17 protein-coding genes and 1 other annotated feature are annotated in these 20,477 nt (G+C 48.7%); of the genes, 3 read left to right on the plus strand and 14 right to left on the minus strand.

The genetic code is table 11. The annotated features are described in order from the left end of the window. Positions 1-18: 18 nt before the first annotated feature. From NSQ19_RS09545 to zapA, 9 genes are all read right to left on the minus strand, one after another. A complete protein-coding gene (locus NSQ19_RS09545; protein WP_019720778.1) occupies positions 19-999 on the minus strand; it encodes an electron transfer flavoprotein subunit alpha/FixB family protein in 981 nt (326 codons plus the stop codon). Between the two features lie 30 nt (positions 1,000-1,029). Continuing rightward, positions 1,030-1,803, minus strand: a complete 774-nt coding sequence (locus NSQ19_RS09550) for an electron transfer flavoprotein subunit beta/FixA family protein (protein ID WP_013859871.1) — start codon at positions 1,801-1,803, stop codon at positions 1,030-1,032. A 61-nt stretch (positions 1,804-1,864) separates the two neighbouring features. Continuing rightward, entirely contained in the window at positions 1,865-2,638 is a 774-nt protein-coding gene (locus NSQ19_RS09555) for an enoyl-CoA hydratase (protein WP_019720777.1), read from the minus strand. Between the two features lie 34 nt (positions 2,639-2,672). After that, the gene (locus NSQ19_RS09560; protein ID WP_029142316.1) at positions 2,673-3,266 is read right to left on the minus strand and encodes a TetR/AcrR family transcriptional regulator; all 594 of its coding nucleotides are present in this window, start codon (positions 3,264-3,266) and stop codon (positions 2,673-2,675) included. 142 nt (positions 3,267-3,408) lie between these two features. Next, a complete protein-coding gene (locus NSQ19_RS09565) occupies positions 3,409-5,106 on the minus strand; it encodes an AMP-binding protein (RefSeq protein WP_340702769.1) in 1,698 nt (565 codons plus the stop codon). 237 nt (positions 5,107-5,343) lie between these two features. Beyond that, entirely contained in the window at positions 5,344-7,704 is a 2,361-nt protein-coding gene (locus NSQ19_RS09570; protein ID WP_340702770.1) for an endonuclease MutS2, read from the minus strand. A 75-nt stretch (positions 7,705-7,779) separates the two neighbouring features. After that, positions 7,780-9,498 (minus strand): DNA polymerase/3'-5' exonuclease PolX, encoded by a 1,719-nt coding sequence (gene polX / locus NSQ19_RS09575; RefSeq protein ID WP_340702771.1) that lies wholly within the window; start codon positions 9,496-9,498, stop codon positions 7,780-7,782. 246 nt (positions 9,499-9,744) lie between these two features. Beyond that, positions 9,745-10,281 carry a CvpA family protein gene (locus NSQ19_RS09580; protein ID WP_019720771.1) on the minus strand — a complete coding sequence of 179 codons (537 nt, stop codon included), beginning with the start codon at positions 10,279-10,281 and terminating at the stop codon, positions 9,745-9,747. Further along, on the minus strand, positions 10,268-10,558 hold the full coding sequence (zapA, locus tag NSQ19_RS09585) for a cell division protein ZapA (protein ID WP_013859878.1): 291 nt from the start codon (positions 10,556-10,558) through the stop codon (positions 10,268-10,270). Before zapA ends, NSQ19_RS09580 begins: the two co-directional genes overlap by 14 nt. A 100-nt stretch (positions 10,559-10,658) precedes the next feature. Here zapA and rnhC point away from each other — a divergent pair, with 100 nt between their 5' ends. Next, positions 10,659-11,594, plus strand: coding sequence for a ribonuclease HIII (gene rnhC / locus NSQ19_RS09590; RefSeq protein WP_041819237.1), 936 nt, complete (start codon positions 10,659-10,661; stop codon positions 11,592-11,594). A 765-nt stretch (positions 11,595-12,359) separates the two neighbouring features. Beyond that, positions 12,360-13,268, plus strand: a complete 909-nt coding sequence (locus NSQ19_RS09595) for an NERD domain-containing protein (RefSeq protein ID WP_013859880.1) — start codon at positions 12,360-12,362, stop codon at positions 13,266-13,268. Between the two features lie 630 nt (positions 13,269-13,898). Here NSQ19_RS09595 and pheT read toward each other — a convergent pair. From pheT to NSQ19_RS09610, 3 genes are all read right to left on the minus strand, one after another. Beyond that, positions 13,899-16,313 carry a phenylalanine--tRNA ligase subunit beta gene (gene pheT / locus NSQ19_RS09600; protein ID WP_340702772.1) on the minus strand — a complete coding sequence of 805 codons (2,415 nt, stop codon included), beginning with the start codon at positions 16,311-16,313 and terminating at the stop codon, positions 13,899-13,901. A 12-nt stretch (positions 16,314-16,325) separates the two neighbouring features. Continuing rightward, positions 16,326-17,363, minus strand: a complete 1,038-nt coding sequence (pheS, locus tag NSQ19_RS09605; RefSeq protein WP_013859882.1) for a phenylalanine--tRNA ligase subunit alpha — start codon at positions 17,361-17,363, stop codon at positions 16,326-16,328. A 48-nt stretch (positions 17,364-17,411) separates the two neighbouring features. After that, positions 17,412-17,645, minus strand: a binding site (T-box leader). 339 nt (positions 17,646-17,984) lie between these two features. Further along, complete coding sequence (locus NSQ19_RS09610; protein ID WP_029142307.1) at positions 17,985-18,740, minus strand: TrmH family RNA methyltransferase; 756 nt, start codon at positions 18,738-18,740, stop codon at positions 17,985-17,987. Between the two features lie 103 nt (positions 18,741-18,843). Between NSQ19_RS09610 and sspI the strand changes: the two genes are divergently transcribed. Next, complete coding sequence (sspI, locus tag NSQ19_RS09615) at positions 18,844-19,056, plus strand: small acid-soluble spore protein SspI (RefSeq protein ID WP_029142306.1); 213 nt, start codon at positions 18,844-18,846, stop codon at positions 19,054-19,056. 26 nt (positions 19,057-19,082) lie between these two features. Here the strand turns inward: sspI and NSQ19_RS09620 are convergent, their stop codons facing one another. After that, positions 19,083-19,736: a hypothetical protein gene (locus tag NSQ19_RS09620; protein ID WP_340702773.1), complete on the minus strand. Its 654-nt coding sequence runs from the start codon at positions 19,734-19,736 to the stop codon at positions 19,083-19,085. 129 nt (positions 19,737-19,865) lie between these two features. Beyond that, positions 19,866-20,237: a hypothetical protein gene (locus NSQ19_RS09625; protein WP_017553840.1), complete on the minus strand. Its 372-nt coding sequence runs from the start codon at positions 20,235-20,237 to the stop codon at positions 19,866-19,868. Positions 20,238-20,477: the final 240 nt, after the last annotated feature.

Below are 20,477 nucleotides of genomic sequence, written 5' to 3' on the forward strand. Positions count from 1 at the left end.
TTCGTCCGGGCCCGGGATTTACGCCGATGTGACTTTCAGTTTTTTGATTTCTTCCGTGAGAAGCGGGACCACTTCGAACAGGTCGCCGACGATGCCGTAGTCCGCTACGTTGAAGATGTTTGCTTCCGGATCTTTGTTAATGGCCACAATGACTTTTGAGTTGGACATGCCGGCCAAATGCTGGATGGCGCCGGAAATGCCGCATGCGATATACAAATCCGGTGTCACCACTTTGCCCGTCTGCCCGATTTGCAGGGAATAATCGCAGTAGCCGGCGTCACATGCGCCGCGCGAAGCCCCAACCGCGCCGCCGAGCACATCGGCAAGCTCTTTCAGCGGTTTGAAGCCGTCCGCACTTTTCACGCCGCGGCCGCCTGAAACGATGACTTTCGCTTCCGAAAGGTCAACCCCTTCACTTACTTTCCGGACTACTTCTTTGATGACCGTGCGCAAATCTTTAATTTCCGCCTGGACGGTTTCGATATCCCCTGTCCGCGATTCATCTTTTTCAAGCGGGCTGATGTTGTTCGGCCGGATGGTCGCAAAGATGATCCCGTCTGTTACGATCTTTTTCTCAAACGCTTTGCCGGAGTAAATCGGGCGGGTAAAGACGACATGTTCTCCGGCTGATTCCACTGCGGTCGCATCCGAAATCAGGCCGGCATCCAATTTAGCCGCTACTTTCGGGGCCAGGTCTTTACCAAGCGCCGTATGGCCGATTAAGATGCTGTCCGGCTTTTCAGATTCGACAACCGCAAGCAATGCTTGGGAAAAACCGTCTGAAGAATAGCTTTTCAGCTTCTCGTCTTCCACCACGGCAACACGGTCAGCACCGTATTGAATCATGTCTTTCCCCAAATCTTTCACAGCGTCCCCGATCAAAACGCCGACTACTTCCCCGCCTTCCGCTACCGTTTTTCCGGCAGCAATGGTTTCATATGATACATTGCGGAGCGACCCGTCACGGACTTCGCCCACTACTAATACTTTTCGACTCATGCTGATCCCCTCCATTTCCGGTTTCTTCGCTTAAATCACTTTTGCTTCGGCATGCAATAATTGGACAAGTTCTTTTACCTGGTCGGCGATTTCGCCTTCAAGCACTTTTCCTGCTTCTTTTTTCGGCGGCAGGTAAACCTCGATGGTTTTGGTTTTCGGCTCCACGTCTTCTTCTTCAAGGTCAAGATCATCCAGTTCCAGTTCTTCAAGCGGTTTTTTCTTCGCTTTCATGATCCCCGGTAGCGAAGGATAACGCGGCTCATTTAAGCCCTGCTGCGCTGTGACGAGCAGCGGAAGGTCCGTTTCAATGATTTCGGAATCCCCTTCGACATCTCTTGTGACCGTCGCTTTGCCTCCGTCAATTTCCAGATTGGTAATTGTCGTTACATACGGGATGCCGAGCAACTCCGCCACCCGCGGTCCGACCTGTCCGGAAGCGTTGTCAATGGCGACATTCCCGCCGATAATGAGGTCTGGTTCCTGCTCTTTCAAATAAGCGGCAAGCACTTTTGACGTTGTGACCTGGTCGCTTGCTTCCACATCGTCTTCAATATTAATGAGGACTGCTTTATCCACACCCATCGCAAGCGCCGTCCGCAATTGCTTTTCGGCATCTTCATTGCCGACTGTGACCACTGTGACTTCGCCGCCCTGGGCATCCCGCACCTGGATGGCCTCTTCAACGGCGTATTCATCGTACGGGTTGATGATATATTCCGCCCCGTCATCCTGGATGCGGCCGTTTGCAATTGCAATCTTTTCTTCTGTGTCAAAGGTCCGTTTTAATAATACGAAGATATTCATGCCGTTCCCTCCCTGAATCGTTAAAAAATAAAATCATTTAAGCGCATACAAAATAAAAATGTTATGCCCCTGTAAAACGCGGTTCCCTTTTTTCAATAAAAGCTTTGATACCTTCCTCTGCATCTTTTGAGCCGAACAGCTCAAGAAAACGTGCGGATTCCTGCTCCAAGCCTTTTTCGTAATCATTTGTTTTTGCATAATTGACGAGTTCAATAGAGGCTTTCAGGGCCAGCGGGCTTTTCTTTGCAATTTTTTCAGCCAGCGCCTTTGCTTTCGGGAGCAGTTCCTCTTCCTTATAAGCATGGTTTGCAAGCCCCTGCTGCACGGCCTCCGTTCCGGTCAGCGGTTCGCTTGTCCACAGCATTTCAAACGCTTTGCCGCGCCCGATATACTTTGGCAGCCGCTGCGTTCCGGCAAAACCCGGCACAAGCCCGAGGCTCAGTTCCGGAAGGCCGAGCTTCGCATTTTCTGTGACAAGCCGGATATGGCATGCCATCGCAAGTTCGAGCCCGCCGCCAAGTGCCGCGCCGTGGATTGCGGCGATGACCGGTTTCGGGAACGCTTCCACTTTTTCGAACAATTCCTGGCCGGAAACCGCTATCGCATCGGAGCCGCCGGATTCCCTTAATTGGACAAATTCTTTAATATCCGCTCCCGCCGAGAAAAATCTTCCTTTCCCGTAAAGGAGCACGACCCGGGTTTCAGGATCGTTTTCAAGCTGTCCAAACGCTTGCGCAAGTTCTTTTAAAAGGGCCTGCGCAAGCGCGTTGGCGGGCGGCCTGTTCATTTCAATGCAGGCAACCGCATTTTCCCGTTTGATCGTAATAAATTCCATCCCGTCTCCAACCCCCTTGTGAAAGCTGCGGCAATTAAACCGCCGTTTTTTTGCCGCAGCCGTTAATGATCAATTGATGGACGGGAGCAGCCAGTGAAACGAGGTCGTATTTTTCTTTATTCATCACCCATGTCGTCACCGTTTCATCGACTGTCCCGAAAATCATCTGCCGGACGAGCCGGACGTCAAGCCCGGAATCGAATTCGCCTTTTTCCATGCCTTCGCGGATGATTTGGTCAAAGAGCGTCAAATATTCTTTCAGCACGCTGTTGATTTTAAGCCGCAGGTCTAAATTTGTCTGCCGCAGTTCCAGCTGGGTCACGACCGCCAAATGGTGGTCGGCGGCAAGGACTTTGAAGTGGTTTTCGATCATCTTGAGCAACTTTTCGGAAGGGGAAAGGTCCCCTGCAATATATTCGGAAACCTTTTCGATAAACAGCTGCATTTTTTCTTCAAACAAAGAAATCAGGATATCTTCTTTGTTTTTAAAATACAAATAAATTGTGCCGTCCGCTACGCCCGCCTGTTTTGCAATTTTTGAAACCTGTGCCTGATGATAGCCGTGTTGTGCGATAACCACCACTGCTGCATCAATAATTTGTTTGTACTTTGGCCTGTTTTTCCTCACGGGCTATCACCTTTCAATCTCATGATCTGTCAATTTGGCCGGCCGGTTTGATGGCGACCGGAAAATGAATGACCATTCATTCATATTTTCATATTATACAGGAATGCAGCATTTGTCAAGTCCTGTTTATAAAAAATTTTCCTTAACCGATCTTCTCTCCTTCATTTTCCATCTTTTCTTTTTCTTCTGCAACCAATGAGCGCCGCAAAATTTTCCCGACGGCCGTTTTCGGCAGTTCATCCCGGAATTCGTAAATGCGCGGGACTTTATAGGCCGCCAGATATTGGCGCGCAAACCGGTCCAGTTCTTCTTCCGTTACTGCCATATTCTCTTTCAGCACAATATAGGCTTTGACGGTTTCCCCGCGGTACGGGTGCGGTACGCCGGCCACCACGGCTTCCTGGACGGCAGGGTGCTCATACAGCACTTCTTCTACTTCGCGCGGATAAATATTATAGCCGCCTGCAATGATGATGTCTTTTTTCCGGTCGACAATATAAAAATAACCTTCTTCGTCCATATAAGCCAGGTCCCCCGTAAACAGCCACCCGTCTTTCAGCACTTCCTGCGTTTCTTCCGGGCGGTTCCAGTAGCCTTTCATCACTTGCGGCCCTTTTACCGCCAGCTCGCCGACTTCACCGGGCGGCAACGGCCTGCCGTCTTCGAGCGACCGGATTTCGCAGTCCGTATCCGGCCATGGCACGCCGATGCTACCTTTGACGCGTTTTCCCCATACAAAATTGGCATGGGTGACGGGAGACGATTCACTGAGGCCATACCCTTCCACAAGCTTGCCGCCGGTTGCCTCTTCAAATTTCTGCTGGACTTCTACCGGCAGCGGGGCAGAACCGCTGATGCATGCTTCAATCGATGACAAATCATATTCCTTGATTTTCGGGTGGTTTAAAAGCCCGATATAAATGGTTGGCGCACCCGGAAACAGGGTCGGCCGCTGTTTTTCGATCGTCTTCAGCAGCGACTCCGCATCAAAGCGCGGAATTAAAATCATTTTAAAGCCCTGCATGACAGAAAGAATCAGCACGGTCGTCATGCCATACACGTGGAAAAACGGAAGCATGCCGAGCACCACTTCTTCTCCTTTTTTGGTCCTGTACATCCAGGCATCGCACATCGTCGCGTTTGCAATCAAATTCAGATGCGTCAGCATAACCCCTTTTGGCACGCCGGTTGTGCCGCCGGTGTACTGGAGAATCGCAAGGTCCTCTTCGATATCGAACGGCGTGTCAAGCGGTTCCGGAATTTCTTCCTTCATGATGTTCTTTAGCAAGTGATGGTGCCCGCCGTGCTGAACCCGTACTGTGACGCCCGTTTGCTTTTTCTGCATAAACGGGTAGATGACGTTTTTGGGAAAAGGCAAATAATCGCTGATAGCGGTTATAATAATATGTTCGAGATCGGTTTTCTCAAACACTTTTGCCACTGCCGGATACAGGAAATCAACCGTCAGGATGGCCTTCGCGCCGGAGTCTTTCAGCTGGTATTCCAGTTCCCTTTCCGTATACAGCGGATTCGCCATGACGGCTATCCCGCCCGTGTAAAGGATGCCGTAAAACCCGATGACGGCCTGCGGGGAATTCGGGAGCAGCACGGCAACCCTGTCGCCTTTTTCCACTCCGAGTTTTTTTAAATACCCGGCAAATTTGAGCGCAGCTTCGTACACTTCACGGTATGTCATTTCTTTCCCCATAAAATGGAGCGCTATTTTGTCAGGATACTGCTCAGCTGCTTCGGTTAAAAATGCACAAACCGGTTTTCGCGGATACGTAAGAGAACCGGGTATTTCCAGCGGATATTGGGACAGCCATGGCCTGTCTGTCATTTGCATCAACTCCATTTTTGCATTTTTTATTGACTTATTTTATTATAACGAAAATTGAAACCGCTGACAATTGTTTGCAGCCGAAACAGGAGAAGGATGCGCTCCTTCTCCTTGTTACGGGCTAATCTGCAACAAACAAATAAATGACGCCAAACAATGCAAAAACAGCACAGCAAACAAGCAAAACCTTTGCCAGCTTTTCGAGAAACAAAAGGCCCTCCCCCTTGCCCTTGAAGATTACTTGAATTCTACAATCGTGACGCCGCTGCCGCCTTCGCCCGGTTCCCCAAGGCGGATGCGTTTTACGGCGCGGTGATGTTTCAAAAATTCCTGTACCCCGTTCCGGAGCGCCCCTGTTCCTTTCCCGTGGATGATCGAAACGCGCGGATACCCGGCTAAAAGCGCATCATCAATATATTTTTCAACTTTTAAGAGCGCATCTTCATAACGCTCCCCGCGCAAGTCGAGTTCCAAGCTGACATGGGAATCGCGCCCCCTGACCGTTGCCAGGTGCTTCTCCGGCTGTTTTTGTTGCGGCGGCCGGATATATTCCATGTCGGATTCTTTTACTTTCATTTTCAAAATGCCCATTTGCACGAGCCACTCGCCGCCTGCCGTTTGTTCAAGCAGCGTGCCTTTCTGGTTGAAACTGAGCACTTTGACTTCGTCGCCCGGCTGGTAGACATGCTGTTTCTTTGCCTTTGCCGCCGGTTTGCGGTCCAGTTTCGGCGCCAGTTCCTCCAACTGTTTTCTTGCATCAATCAGTTCATGTTCTTTCACATTGGCTTTGGATTCAAGCTGCATTTTCCGCAAATCGCGGATAATCTCTTCCGCTTTTTCCTTTGCCTCTTCCACCACTTTTGCTGCTTTTTTCTCCGCTTTTCCATACAGCTCATCGCGGCGGGCATAAAACTGTCTCATTTGTTTTTGCAAATCATGGTGCAGCCTCTCGGCATCCTCCAACAGTTTCTGCGCTTCCTGCCGTTCTTTTTCCGCCTCGCGCCTCGCCGATTCGAGCGCGGCAATCATATTTTCGACCTCGTTCGTGTCCGCGCCGATTAATGATTGGGCGTGTGCAATGACGGACGGGGAGAGCCCGAGGCGCCTTGAGATTTCAAATGCATTGCTCCGGCCGGGAACGCCGATTAAAAGCCGGTATGTCGGACTTAATGTTTCCACATCAAACTCGACGCTTGCATTGACGACACCTTCGCGGTTGTAGGCGTATGCCTTCAGTTCCGGGTAGTGGGTGGTGGCGACAACGCGGGCCCCCCTTTTGTACACTTCGTCCAAAATTGAAATCGCAAGGGCAGCCCCTTCCTGCGGGTCGGTGCCGGCGCCGAGCTCATCAAACAGGACGAGCGACTGATCGTCGACCCGTTTCAGGATTTCAACGATATTTGTCATATGGGAGGAGAAGGTGCTAAGGCTTTGCTCAATCGACTGTTCATCACCGATATCGGCAAATACTTCTTTAAAAACAGCCATTTCCGAACCGTCCAAGGCGGGAATTTGCAGCCCGGCCTGCGCCATGAGCGTGCACAGCCCGATTGTCTTCAGCGTAATCGTTTTTCCGCCTGTATTCGGGCCGGTTATTACAATTGTCGTATAATCCTGCCCGAGCGTAATATCATTCGGCACCACTTTATCAGCCGGAAGCAGCGGATGGCGCGCTTTGAACATACGGATGGCGCCGTGGTTGTTGATCACCGGTTTCGAACCTTTAATGGACCGGCCGTATAAAGCTTTGGCAAACATAAAGTCAAAATCGGCGAGAATTTCGACGATAGTGTTAAGCTCCCCGCCGGCTGCTGCCACTGCGGCGGACAATTCGTCTAAAATCCTTTCAATCTCCTGCTGTTCTTTTAAATGCCATTCACGCAGCTGGTTATTCAAGTCCACGACCGATTGCGGCTCAATGAACAAAGTCTGCCCGGAAGAAGACTGGTCATGGACGATTCCCCCGTAATTTGCCCGGTATTCCTGTTTTACCGGGATGACATAGCGATCATTCCGGATCGTAATAATCGCATCCGACAGCATTTTCGCCGCATTTTTGCCGCGAATATAGCCTTCCAGTTTTTCACGGATGCGCCGTTCCGTGCCGCGCAGCCCGTGGCGGATTTGGCGCAGCGTTTCGCTTGCAGTGTCCAGTATTTCCCCGTTTTCATCCACCGCATTCCGGATGTCATGTTCAAGCGGAGTAAGGACCGCAATTCTGTCCGCCATGCTTGTTAAGGTTAAGATCGGCAGTGCTGTTTCTTCTTCCGCGATTCCTTCAATAAACCGTTTCATCGTCCGGCTGACATGGATGGTGCTCGCAATCTGCACCAATTCCTGCGGGTTCAGCCTGCCGCCGATCGCCGCTCTTTTCAGGTGGCGGCGGATGTCATAAATGCCTGAAAGCGGCACATGCCCTTTTAAACGCAGTACTTGTGCCGCTTCATCCGTCTCTTCCTGCATCCGGACCACTTCTTCGTAGGAAGAGGAGGGGAAAAGGGCTTCAATTTTTTCGGCCCCAAGCGGTGAAGAAGCGTGCGCAAGCAGCAGATTTTTAATTTTATCAAACTCGAGTGTTTTGATGATTTTATGTTGCATCTATTCGTCCTCCATGCATTCCGGATTCCAGCGTTCCGGAAAACTGCCCTCTTTTCATTGCAGAACGGGAATGGGTCAGTGCTGATGTTTCTGTTTTAAAAAATCAAGGAGTTGTTCTTTCGTATACGTATTGACCACATTTTTCCTTTCAATCCAGCCTTTTCTCGCGGTCCCGACACCGAAAGCGATATTGCCCAGTTCCGCGGTTGCGTGTGCATCGGTGTTAATCGCGATTTTCACACCGGCCGCCTGCGCTTCTCGTGCACGGGCCGCGGACAGGTCCAATCGGGCGGGATCGCCGCTTAATTCAAGGATCGTGCCGGTTTCTTTTGCCCATTGGAAGAGCAGGTCCAAATCAACATCGTACCCCTGCCTTTTGCCGATTAATCTTCCGGTCGGATGGGCAATCATGTCCACATGCGGGTTGAATAAAGCGCTGTGCAGCCGTTTCATGATCTGCGCGCGGCTGTTCCCAAAACCCGAATGGATGGAAGCAATGACGAAATCTAGGCCTGACAGCACATCATCATCAAAATCCAAAGTCCCATCCGGCAAAATGTCCATCTCAATGCCGGATAAAATCAGGATATCCGGATATTTCTCATTTAACCGGCGGATTTCATTCATTTGCCTGATCAAACGTTCACGTGAAAGCCCGCCGGCCACTTTTAAATATTTGGAATGGTCCGTGATCGCGATATATTCGTACCCTCTTTTTCTGCATGCATTGACCATGTCTTCAAGCGAATCTTTCCCGTCCGACCAGACAGTATGCATGTGCAGGTCGCCCTTTATATCATCAAACTGGACAAAAGGCGTCCCCTTATAGGTTTCCACTTCGCTGCCGTCAGCGCGGATTTCCGGGGGGATGTAAGGCAGCCCATAATGATGATAGAACGAAGCCTCGCTCGGAAAACGGAGCAATTCGCCCGTCTTCAGGATTTTGACGCCGGATTGTGTCAGCCGCTCGCCATGAAGGCCGGCAATCTGCTGCATTTTTTCCAGATGCGCATCCGGCCCTGTTGAAAGAATAAGCGTCAACGCATACAGGTCGGGCTTTGCGATCCGGAAATTGATCCGTAAGCCGGCTTCCCCTTTTAATTTAGCCGTCACTTTTAAACTCCGGATCGAAACAGCTTCCACGACTTCGTTCATTTGAAGAATGTCCTCCGCAACCGATTTTGGATCGAATGTGGAGATGACATAATCGAGCTCTTCTATTCTTTCTTCAAACCGGCGGATGCTGCCAGCGCGCGAATAGGTTTCTATTTTCCTGTTTCCGGACAGCGTTTCTTCGATCAGCAGAAGAACCGGCAGCAGTCGGCCGATGGTATAGGCCGGTTTCCCTGAAAGCTGGTCAAGCGCGTGCAAAATATTGGACTGCGTCGTTTTTCCAAACCCTTTTAACCTTTCAACTTTTCCTTCTTCACAAGCCTTTCGTAAAGAATCCGCATCTGTAATGCCGAGCTCCCTGTAAAGCCTTGATATTTTTCTGGCACCGAGGCCCTGTATCTCCATGAGCGGAACCAGCCCTTTTGGGACTTCGTCTTTTAATTGTTCAAGCAGGGTGGACCGCCCTGTTTCCACGAACTCTTCGATGACGGAAGCGGTTGTTTTTCCGATATTCGGGATATCCGTAAAACGGCTGATTTCCGACAAGTCGCGCCCGTCCGCTTCCAATGCGGATGCAGCCCTGCGGTAAGCCGCGATTTTAAAATGGTTTTCCCCTTTCAATTCCAAGTACACCGCAATTTGTTCCAGCAGCCGGATGACACTGCGTTTATTCGTCCGCATTCGCCTGCCCCCTTTTTTTAACTTATTAAGTGAAGGATCGGGTTTTTACCGTTTACCCGCCACGGTGATTAAAAAGCGCCCTTCCAATGGCCGCGCCTTTTTTCCTGGAAGCATGGGGAGTGCTTGGATCCGAGCCCGGCATCCCGGCCCCGTCCATAAAGAAACACTCCCCCGCCGCGAGAAGTGCTGTTTTGAAAAACCCGTTTCCAACCCGTTTTGCAAATGGTAAACGTGACGGCCGGGTTTCTATTTCACCCACCATGACGCCACAAGAGCTGAAATATAAGGTGTATTTTTAATCATGCCTTCTGCGACTGCGGATCCCTTGAGCGCGGACTGGATCTCATCCACCGGCAGCAAAGATCCGATATATAAAACGATAAAAAGGATCAGGTACAGCTCGGCAAACCCGAGGATGCCGCCCGCCCATCCATTGACTTGTTTGAGGACCGGGAGCTGGGCCAAAAAAGTAAGGGATGACCCGACAATATTCAGAATAATCCTGACAGCAAAGAAAAGGATGGCAAACGCAATAATCCGGTAAAAGGCCGTTTCCATATTGCCTTCGTGCATCAGAAGGGCAAATGAGCTGTCGCTGTTAAAAGAAGGATACGGAATCATCAGCTTCAATTTTTCCGCCAGGTCATCATACAATATGTACGCAACTGCGGAGGCAATTACAAACCCTGTAATATGGACAGCCTGCAATATAAATCCTTTCCGCTTCCCGTTCAGGAATCCAAGCACAAGCAAAATGATGATGGCCATATTAACCATTTTCATCTTCATCCTTTTTCAGCAATTGTAAATAGTGCTGTTCAAGCAGCTCATACTGCTCTTTCAGCTTTATATAATCATGGACAGCATTTACGGCTGTCAGCACAGCCACTTTGCCGGTATCTAATGAAGGATTCTTCGCGCTGATTTCCCGCATTCTTTCATCAACCATCGAGGCAACCAGGCGAATATGGCTTGCCGGATCCGTTCCGATTATGGTATATTGCTGTCCGTATATGCCAACTGTAATTCGGGTTTTTTCCAATGTTGCCTGCCTCCCCATTTGTAAGAATCCTATTCTCTATCATAGCATGGCGGAAAAGCCTTTGTCTAACAATGTCGAACAAATTCACGGAGATCCTGAAACTGCCGGAGGAATCAAAATGCAAAACACTGTCATTGTCGTTTCTGCTTCAACCATGCAAAAAATGAAACAATCTTACCAGAACAGCCTGACGGGGAAAGTTCCGCCCGGCGCCGTTTTTGCCGCAAAAATACCGGGTTGCTCCATTACCGGCTATAAGTCCGGAAAAGTTTTATTTCAAGGGCCGACCGCAGAAACGGAAGCGTCAAAATGGGGACAGCCGCCGGAAAAGAAGCCGGATGCCGCCCGGCGCGCAAAATCTTCCGGCAACCCGCTGCCTCCTAATATCGGGCAGCTTTCCGTCATTGGGTCAGATGAAGTCGGGACAGGCGACTTTTTCGGGCCGATTACGGTTGTCAGCTGTTACGTCGAAAAGGGGCAGCTCCCGCTTTTAAAAGAACTGGGCGTAAAAGATTCAAAAGGATTAACAGACAGTCAGATTGCCGGAATAGCGAAAGAGCTTCTCACCTTTATTCCGTACAGCCTGCTTATTTTGCCGAACGAAAAATACAACCGGCTCCAACAATCGGGCATGTCGCAAGGAAAAATGAAAGCATTGCTCCATAACCGGGCTTTGTACAATACCGCCCAAAAAATTGCGCCGGCAAAACCGGATGCAATTTTAATTGATCAGTTCGCGGAAGCATCCACGTATTACCGGTATTTGCAAAACGAAAAAATCGTCATGCGCGACGGCGTCTATTTCAGCACAAAAGGGGAAGGCGTCCATCTTGCGGTTGCAGCCGCTTCCATTCTCGCACGCTATGCTTTTGTCCGGGAGTTAGAAAAATTAAGCAAAAAAGCCGGCTTTGTTTTGCCAAAGGGCGCCGGCGCACAGGTGGACCAGGCTGCCGCGCGGCTCATCAAGGAAAAAGGCATGGCCGCGCTGCCGCATTTTGTCAAACTGCATTTCGCCAATACGGAAAAAGCGAAAAGGATTGCGGGCGTGAAATAAAGGATGGTGGGAAAAGCCATGGGGTGACGATAGGCGATAAATTTTGAAGGAAAGGCGAACGAGGAGGGACGTTAAGCGAAGAAAACGGATGCATTTTTCTGCGTAACTTAGCGTAGGCGGGGGCTATGGGAAGGAAGACCCTCAATTTTCCGTGCTTTCTTCACATAGACGCGTTCTATGTGAAGAAAGACCCTCGTTTTTGCTTGCTTCCTTCACGTAGACGACCTCTACGTGAAGAAAGACCTTCGTTTTTCCGCGCTTCCTTAACGTAGACGCCCTCTATGTTAAGAAAGACCTTCGTTTTTCCAAGCTTCCTTAACTTAGATGGGCTCTATGTTAAGAAAGGCCTTCGTTTTTCCGTGCTTCCTTCACATAGACGGGCTCTACGTGAAGAAAGACCCTCGTTTTTGCTTACTTCCTTAACGTAGACGACCTCTATGTGAAGGAGGGTCCGCGCTTCCTTAACGTAGACACGCTCTATGGGAAGGCACGCTGATTTTTTCTTAATATTTGCCCGTGCCCGCTTCTAACTGGCACTAGTGGAAGAATAAAAATGAGCAAGCGCATATTTTCAGGATAGGTGCTCCTCAAGTTATCGGGACTATTTACGGGAATTTTTTAGTAGAGAGAGGAATCGAAATTCAGAAAACTGTAAAATTAAAATACACCTGATCATTTGCTCAAGTTGTTAGAAAAACCCTTGAAACTTGTAAAAAATGAATTATAATAGAGTTGTAGTTTGAATTTTTAGAAAGGATGTGAACTATGCTTTATAAAGCCCGCAAAGAATCAACAGAGTTGCTTACTTTAAGATTCTTAAACAGACGGATAGAACTTGAAGAAAAAGACAGGCAATACTATCTGAACCTTGAGAAAGGCTTTGAAGGGGAACGCCAATTTGACAAGTATACGGAAAAGCTGAAATGTGATTGCCTCGTGTTAAATGATTTACGTCTCTCGGTAACCAATACAACATTTCAAATTGATGCATTGGTTATCACCGACGAAACGGCCTTCTTATTTGAAGTGAAAAATCATGAAGGAGATTTTTATTTAGATAGAGATAGAATTTATTATCGAAAAAACAAATCCGAAGTCAGCAATCCCCTTATTCAATTGCAACGGTGTGAATCCCTTTTCCGTCAACTAATTCATTCACTCGGATTAAGCCTTTCCGTTACGGCCTTCGTTGTATTTATTCATCCAGAATTCACATTGTATCAAGCCCCTTTAAATTTACCCATTCTGTTTCCAACCCAACTCAACCGGTTCTTTAAAGAATTAAATACACTCCCGTCAAAGTTGAGTGGCAAACACAAAAAACTTGCGGATAAATTGCTGTCGTTGCATATGGAAAAAACGCCCTATACAAAACTACCGACATATAAATTTGAACAGTTGCGAAAAGGTATCATATGCACGGCATGCGGGGCATTTGCATGTAACGCTGAGGGAAGGCATATTGTATGCAGGAATTGCGGCCAAGAGGAAGACATTTATTCCGCTATATTTCGAACCATCCAAGAGTTTCGGCTTTTGTTTCCGGAACAAAAGATGACGACAGCCATGATGAAAGAATGGTGTAAAATTATCGAGTCTAACAGCAGCATTCGAAAGGTGCTGGAAGATCATTTTAAAACCGTGGGAAAAGGACGTTGGGCTTATTATTGTTGACACCTTTGATTACAGGAATAGGGATGCATGCATAATTTTAAAGAACAATGGTTAAAAAAAGAGCCCGTTGGTTTATGGTGGATCTTAATGTAATAGACATGGCCTATATTAAGAAAGACCTTCGTTTTGGCTTGCTTCCTTAACGTAGAAACGCTCTATGTTAAGGAAGCGCTTTGTTTTTCCGTGCTTTCTTAACTTAGACGGGCTCTATGTTAAGAAAGACCTTCGTTTTTCCAAGCTTCCTCAACTTAGACGGGCTCTATGTTAAGAAAGGCCTTCATTTTTCTACGCTTCCTTAACTTAGACGCGCTCTATGTTAAGAAAGACCTTCGTTTTTCCGTGTTTCCTTAACGTAGACGGGCTCTATGTTAAGAAAGGCCTTCATTTTTCCACGCTTCCTCAACTTAGACGGGCTCTATGTTAAGAAAGGCCTTCGTTTTTCCGTACTTCCTTAACGTAGACGCCCTCTATGTTAAGAAAGATCTTCATTTTTGCGCGCTTTCTTAACATAGACGGGCTCTACTATGTGAAGAAAGACCCTCAATTTTCCGCGCTTCCTTCACATAGACAGCGCTTTGATTTTTGCACTAAAAAAGAAGAGGCCTTTAAGCCTCTTCTTTTTTCTTGGGATTAGCCCCGTAGTACTGCGCCTGCTTTTTCTTTTACCGCATCCAGCACTTTTTCATGCCGGGCGACGACTTCTTCATCCGTTAATGTACGTTCCGGATCGAAGTAAGTAAGCGAGAAGGCAATTGATTTTTTGCCGGGTTCCATATGCCCGCCTTCATATAAATCAAAAATCGAAACGGATTTCAAAAGGGTTCCGCCGGCCTCCCGGATGATTGCCTGCAGCCGGGCTGCTTCCACATCGCGGTCGACAACAAGCGCAATATCGCGGGTGATGGCCGGGAAGCGCGGGATCGGCCGGTATTGGACCGGTTCGGCCGGGTAATCGTACACCGGCTCCAGTTTCAGTTCGAACACGTATGTTTCTTTGATATCGAGTTCTTTTTGCACGTTCGGATGCACCTGGCCGACAAAACCAATTGCTTCCCCGTCCAGCAAAATTTCGGCTGTCCTTCCCGGATGCAGCCCGTTAAATGCGGCCGCGCGGTAGGAAACAGCGCCTGAGACCCCGAATTTTTCAAACAGGCCTTCCAAAATCCCTTTTGCCACAAAGAAATCAACTGCTTTCTTTTCTCCTTGCCACAAGTTGGCAACCCAAAGCCCGGTGATGGCGCCGGCGAGGTGTTCCTGCTCTTCCGGCTGTGCCCCGTCCGCCTTTTTTAAAAAGACATTGCCGACTTCATACAATGCAACCGACTCGTTTTTACGCGCGACATTATACGCGACAGATTCCAAAAGATGCGGCAAAAGGCTTAAGCGCAGCACACTGCGTTCTTCGCTCATCGGCATGGCGACGCGGACCGGTTCGCGTTTTTCAAGTGCATACTGGTGTGCTTTTTCTTCGCTTGTTAAAGAATACGTGGTTGCCTGGTACAGCCCCGCTCCTTCAAGGAAACGTTTCATGGCGCGGCGTTTTTGCTGGATGGCGTTCAAGCCGCCCCGCGTTCCCCTGCCCGCCGGCAATGTCTTTGGCAGCAGGTCATAGCCGTACAGGCGCGCCACTTCTTCAATCAGATCTTCCTCAATCGTAATATCGCCGCGGCGGGTCGGCACAATAACGGTAAAACGGCCGTCTTCCCATGATGCTTCAAACCGGAGGCGTTTGAAAATACGGAGCACTTCTTCCGCTGAAATTTGCGTTCCAAGCACACGGTTGATTTTTTCTAGCGTAATGGTGACAACAGCCGGCTCAATATGCAAATGGTTTTCGGCAACCGTCCCGGCGAGCACTTCCCCGCCCGCATATTTGCTGATCAGCATGGCGGCCCGCTCTGATGCAGGCAGGACGCGGTTCGGATCAACCCCTTTTTCATAGCGGCTGCTTGCCTCGCTGCGCAGGCTGTGGTCTTTTGAAGCCGCGCGGATCGTTCCGGCATCAAAATAGGCGGATTCCAAAAGCACGTTTGCCGTCGTTTCGGTTACTTCTGAATTGGCGCCGCCCATGACACCGGCCATTGCGACAGGTTCAGTGCCGCTCGTAATGACAAGATGGACGTCTTTTAACGTGCGCTCCTGGCCATCGAGCGTCACCATCTTTTCCCCTTCATGCGCCATGCGGACGACAATTTCTTTGGAACCGAGCTTGTCATAGTCAAACGCATGCAGCGGCTGGCCGTATTCGAGCAAAATATAGTTCGTAATGTCGACCACATTGTTGTGCGGGCGGATTCCTTCTGCCATGAGCCGTGCCTGCATCCAGAGCGGGGACGGGCCGATTTTCACATTGCGGATGACTTTTAATGTGTAAAGCGGCGCCGCTTCTTTTGCATCGACACGGACCGAAATGGCATCAGCAGCTTTATCGGCTGCTTCCTGCACTTTTGTTTCCGGCAATTTCACATCTTTCCCGAGTATCGCCGCCACTTCGTAGGCAACGCCGAGCATGCTCATGCAGTCCGCCCGGTTCGGGGTGAGGCCCAGTTCGATAATGGTGTCATCCAATCCTAAAAGCGGCAGCACATCCTGCCCCGCTTCCACATCATCCGGGAACACATAAATGCCGTTTGCGTACTCTTTTGGGACGAGCTTGCTTTCAACACCGAGTTCCTGCAGCGAGCAGATCATCCCGTTCGACTCCTCGCCGCGCAGTTTCGAACGTTTGATTTTCACATGCCCCGGCAGCCAGGCGCCCGGTTTGGCAACAGCAACTTTCTGCCCTTTATCGACGTTTGGCGCGCCGCAAATAATCTGGACAGGCTCGCCTTCCCCGATATCGACCAGGCATTTGTTTAATTTATCGGCGTTCGGATGCTTTTCTTTTTCCAATACATGCCCGACAACGACATTTTTAATGCCTTCCCCCTTAAATGCCACGCTTTCGACTTCAATGCCGGTCCGCGTAATTTTTTCAGCCAATTCTTCCGGCGAAATGCCGTCCAAATCCACATATTCCTGCAGCCATTTATATGAAACAAACATGTTTGACCCTCCTTATTCTTGTACGGAAAACTGCCGTAAAAAACGAATGTCATTTGTATAAAAGTGGCGGATGTCATCAACGCCGTATTTCAGCATCGCAATCCGCTCCGGCCCCATGCCGAATGCAAAACCGGTATATTTTTCCGGATCAAAGCCGGACATCCGTAATACGCGCGGGTGGACCATGCCGGCGCCCAAAATTTCAATCCAGCCGGTGCCTTTGCATACATGGCAACCGTGCCCGCCGCACATTTTGCATGAAATATCCATTTCAACACTCGGTTCGGTGAACGGGAAAAAGCTCGGGCGCAGCCGGATTTCGCGATCTTCGCCGAATAATTTTTTCGCAAATACTTCCAACGTCCCTTTTAAATCGGCCATCGTGATGTTTTCGTCAACAACCAGCCCTTCAATTTGCATAAACTGGTGGGAATGTGTCGCATCATCATTGTCGCGGCGGTACACTTTCCCCGGGCAGATGATTTTGACCGGCCCTTTGCCGTGATGCTTTTCCATTGTCCGCGCCTGGTTCGGTGAAGTATGGGTCCTAAGCAGCATTTCATCGGTTATGTAAAAGGTATCCTGCATATCGCGTGCCGGGTGCCCTTTCGGCAGGTTCAGCGCTTCAAAATTGTAGTAATCGGTTTCCACTTCCGGCCCCTCGGCAATGGTATAGCCCATCCCGATAAACAAGTCTTCGATTTCCTCAATGACTTTTGTAAGCGGATGGTGGCTGCCTGCTTTTACCGGGCGGCCCGGCAGCGTGACATCAATTTTTTCGGATGCCAGTTGCCTCTCGACGGCTTCTGCTTCCAATGCCGCCTGTTTCTTTTCAATACCTGCTTGAATGGCGGCACGCACTTCATTGGCGAGCGCGCCCATTTTCGGTCGTTCTTCCGCTGGCAGCTTCCCCATGCCGCGCAAAACTTCCGTAATCGGGCCTTTTTTGCCGAGATAGGCGACACGGATCCCGTTCAGCGTTTTTAAATCAGCAGCCGCTTCAATTTTGGCAAGCGCTTCGGTTTGCAGTGCTTTCAACGTTTCTTCCATTTTTTGTACCTCCTTTAGGTTTTGGGCGTTAAAAAAGCCCCGCCCTGGAAAAGGGACGAGGCTAATGGTTCGCGGTACCACCCTAGTTAACATAACTAAATTATGTTCGCTTCATTTCAATAACGGCTTTTAACCGTCCCGCCTTTACATTGCAAGCAATGGTCCAAGCGGCAACTCGAGGGGTGAACTTCGCTTCATTTCCCCATAAAAATGCTTCCAGTCTGCGGCATTTTCTCCCTGCATGGCGAAGATCAAGCTACTTTTCCCTGTCATGGTTTTTATCATTTTTCAGTTATTTTTTATTATAGCGGGAAATGCCCGCAATTTCAAACGGAAAGTGAAAATAGGCATGGGCCCGGCCGTTTTGGCACGGAATATTTCCCGTTTTCCGCAATAAATGGACGCTTTGACCACGCGGTTGTCCCTGTTTATCCTGGCCAAACAACGCAGCCGCCCTCATGAAAAATCGTCTGCCTCGATTGCCTTTTGGCGCCTATCCTGAAAAATGGTGCCGGCTGTTTTTCATCTTCTTCTGGTGCCGCGTTCACCGCATGGATAAGGCCTGCTTTTCTGCCTCAAACACGGGGCAGCAAAGGTGGCATCCATTATTTCCGCCAAAGGTTACGCCCGCATTGCAAAGTCATACATTAAAATGCCGGCTGCCACCGCAACATTCAGCGACTCACTTTTGCCGAAAATCGGGATGGACAGGTTTTGTTCCGTTTGCGCAAGCAAGCCGGGGTGTACGCCGCTTCCTTCATTGCCGACAAGGATCGCAAAGGCATCGCCCGGATTTACATCGCGAAAAGTTACGCCGTTTTCAAGCGCTGTTCCGTAAACCGGCACTGCCGCTTCGTTCAGTTTTTCAATCCACATGTTTAAATCGCCTTTTAAAAGCCCGACGTGGAGATGGCTTCCTTGTGCCGCACGCAACACTTTCGGGCTGTACGGATCCGCCGTGCCCTTGCCGAAAATAACGGCATCAAACCCGGCTGCGTCCGCCGTCCGGATCATCGTGCCGGTATTGCCAGGATCCTGCACGGCATCAATTAAAAGATAACGCCTGCCGATGATTTTGGACGGCTGTTTTTTCATCCGGCACACGGCAAAAATGCCTTGCGTCGTTTCTGTATCGGCAAGTGTTTTGCTGATTTCATGCGTGACAGTTATCACCGGCACCCCTTCCGTATTCCAGCGGTTTGGCAGGTCTACGCCTTCTTCAACGATGATTTCTGCCACCACTTCCTCTTTCAGCGCTTCTTCGACAAGATGGAACCCTTCCAGCAAATAAGTAAATGTTTTTTCGCGTTCTTTTTTCGCGGCGAGTTTTTTCCAATGCTTTACTTGCGGATTTTGCAAGGATTGTATGTATTTCAACGTGTTTGCTCCCTTTTCGTTAAGTTTTCCTTGGAATAGTATACATAAAAATAGCGGCCATGTGAAATGCTAGCAGTGAAACGATCAAAGGAGCTGAACCGAAATGGATTTGGACTTGCGGAAAGCAGTCATTCACAATGTAAAAGATGACACGCAGGATCAGTTAAAAGATACGATTGTCGATGCCATTCAAAGGGGCGAAGAAAAAATGCTCCCGGGGCTCGGCGTCCTCTTTGAAGTCATTTGGAACCATGCGGATACACAGGAACAAAAAATGATGCTGGAAACGCTCAAGCAGGGGCTGGGCCAGGTGTAACAAGGGAGCGGAAAGAGCCGCTCCTTTTATATGTGCACCGGCTTTTCCAACCCGTTTACAGTTGCAATGAAGGATGCTAGATTCCTTTTATGCCGGCCGTAACCGATCGGCACTTTGTTTAACTGAATGGAAGACAAAACGACAAAAAATCCGATAATAGAAGCGCTTATTTCCTTGTTGTACGTTTTTACCTCTAGATTGCCGATCTCCTGCAGATGGATCCTTTTTCTGATCCAAAAATAAAGAAAGAAAAGATGAAAAAGCACACAAGCCGCTATACTGTACAGCGCCGTCCAGACGTAAACATCATCAATATGCGTGTCTTTTGCTAACATCATAAATGCAACAAATGCGTCAAACGCAGCCTTGTACATAAAAATAACGGCGGCAATACTTGAGAACCTCCAGCTGAAAGGACGGCTCGGAATAGATAAAAGGATTGAAAGTACATGCACGATAAACAACAGGATTTCAAGGCGAAATACCCGTTGCCAAAAAGGAGACAAGTTTTCCCATCCGATATTTCCGCCATTTACAACTTTGTATGCGACTCCGATCATCACCAAAGAATAAACAAACAATGCGCATAAAAATTTCCGCAGATCGGAAAATGTCAGCAACCGGCTTCTCGCATCAGCATTTAAAATGAGCAAAAATTTTTCTTCGGTTAATTTTTTCACTACATCCCCCCGTGCTCTATTTATGGGCTGGCTGAACGAATCAAATTTGGTCAGATACAAGCCAAATTTGATTCGTTCAGCAAGCCCTACTTGTAGAAACAAAAAGCCCCCGGGTTGGGTGCATGTACATTAACCTCTTAACATATTCATAATATGGTTAATTTCTGTGTCATGCTTGCCGGATTTCCCGCTAAGAAACTCAATATCGCCCTTAATGCCTTTGATTTCATTTGAAACAACTGTAAAAATGCTTTTATGTTCTTCCAGTTTATCGTTTGTGAATTTAAAATTGCTTCGCAGTTCCAAAGCAAGGTTGTCTACTTTCGTTTCAATGCGTTCCTGCCCTGCTTTTAAGCTGGAAACATCACTCTTCAAACTGGAAACATCGCTCTTTAAGCCGGACACATCACTCTTCAAACTGGAAACATCGCTCTTTAAACCGGACACATCACTTTTCAAATCTCTCAATTCATGAAGAATTTGCTGCAAAATCTCATCCATCATTTTACCTCCTCGTATAATAAGTTTAAATCCAAAGTGGATGTCAATTTCCAGTTCATTCTGCTGCTCATTGACAAGTGAATATAAGATTTTGTATTCCGGGCGAGCCCGGAATACAAGTTCGGACTTGGACGCTTCGCGATGTTCCCGGATAATGGTCTTAGGATCGTTTGGGTCAATGCTTCCCCTCCTTGTAGCCTGACTACTCGAAAAGTCTGCATCCCCAGGTTCTTGCTTGAA

Origin of the sequence: Weizmannia sp. FSL W8-1119 (assembly GCF_038008605.1) — a bacterium.
Taxonomy (GTDB): domain Bacteria; phylum Bacillota; class Bacilli; order Bacillales; family Bacillaceae_C; genus Weizmannia; species Weizmannia coagulans.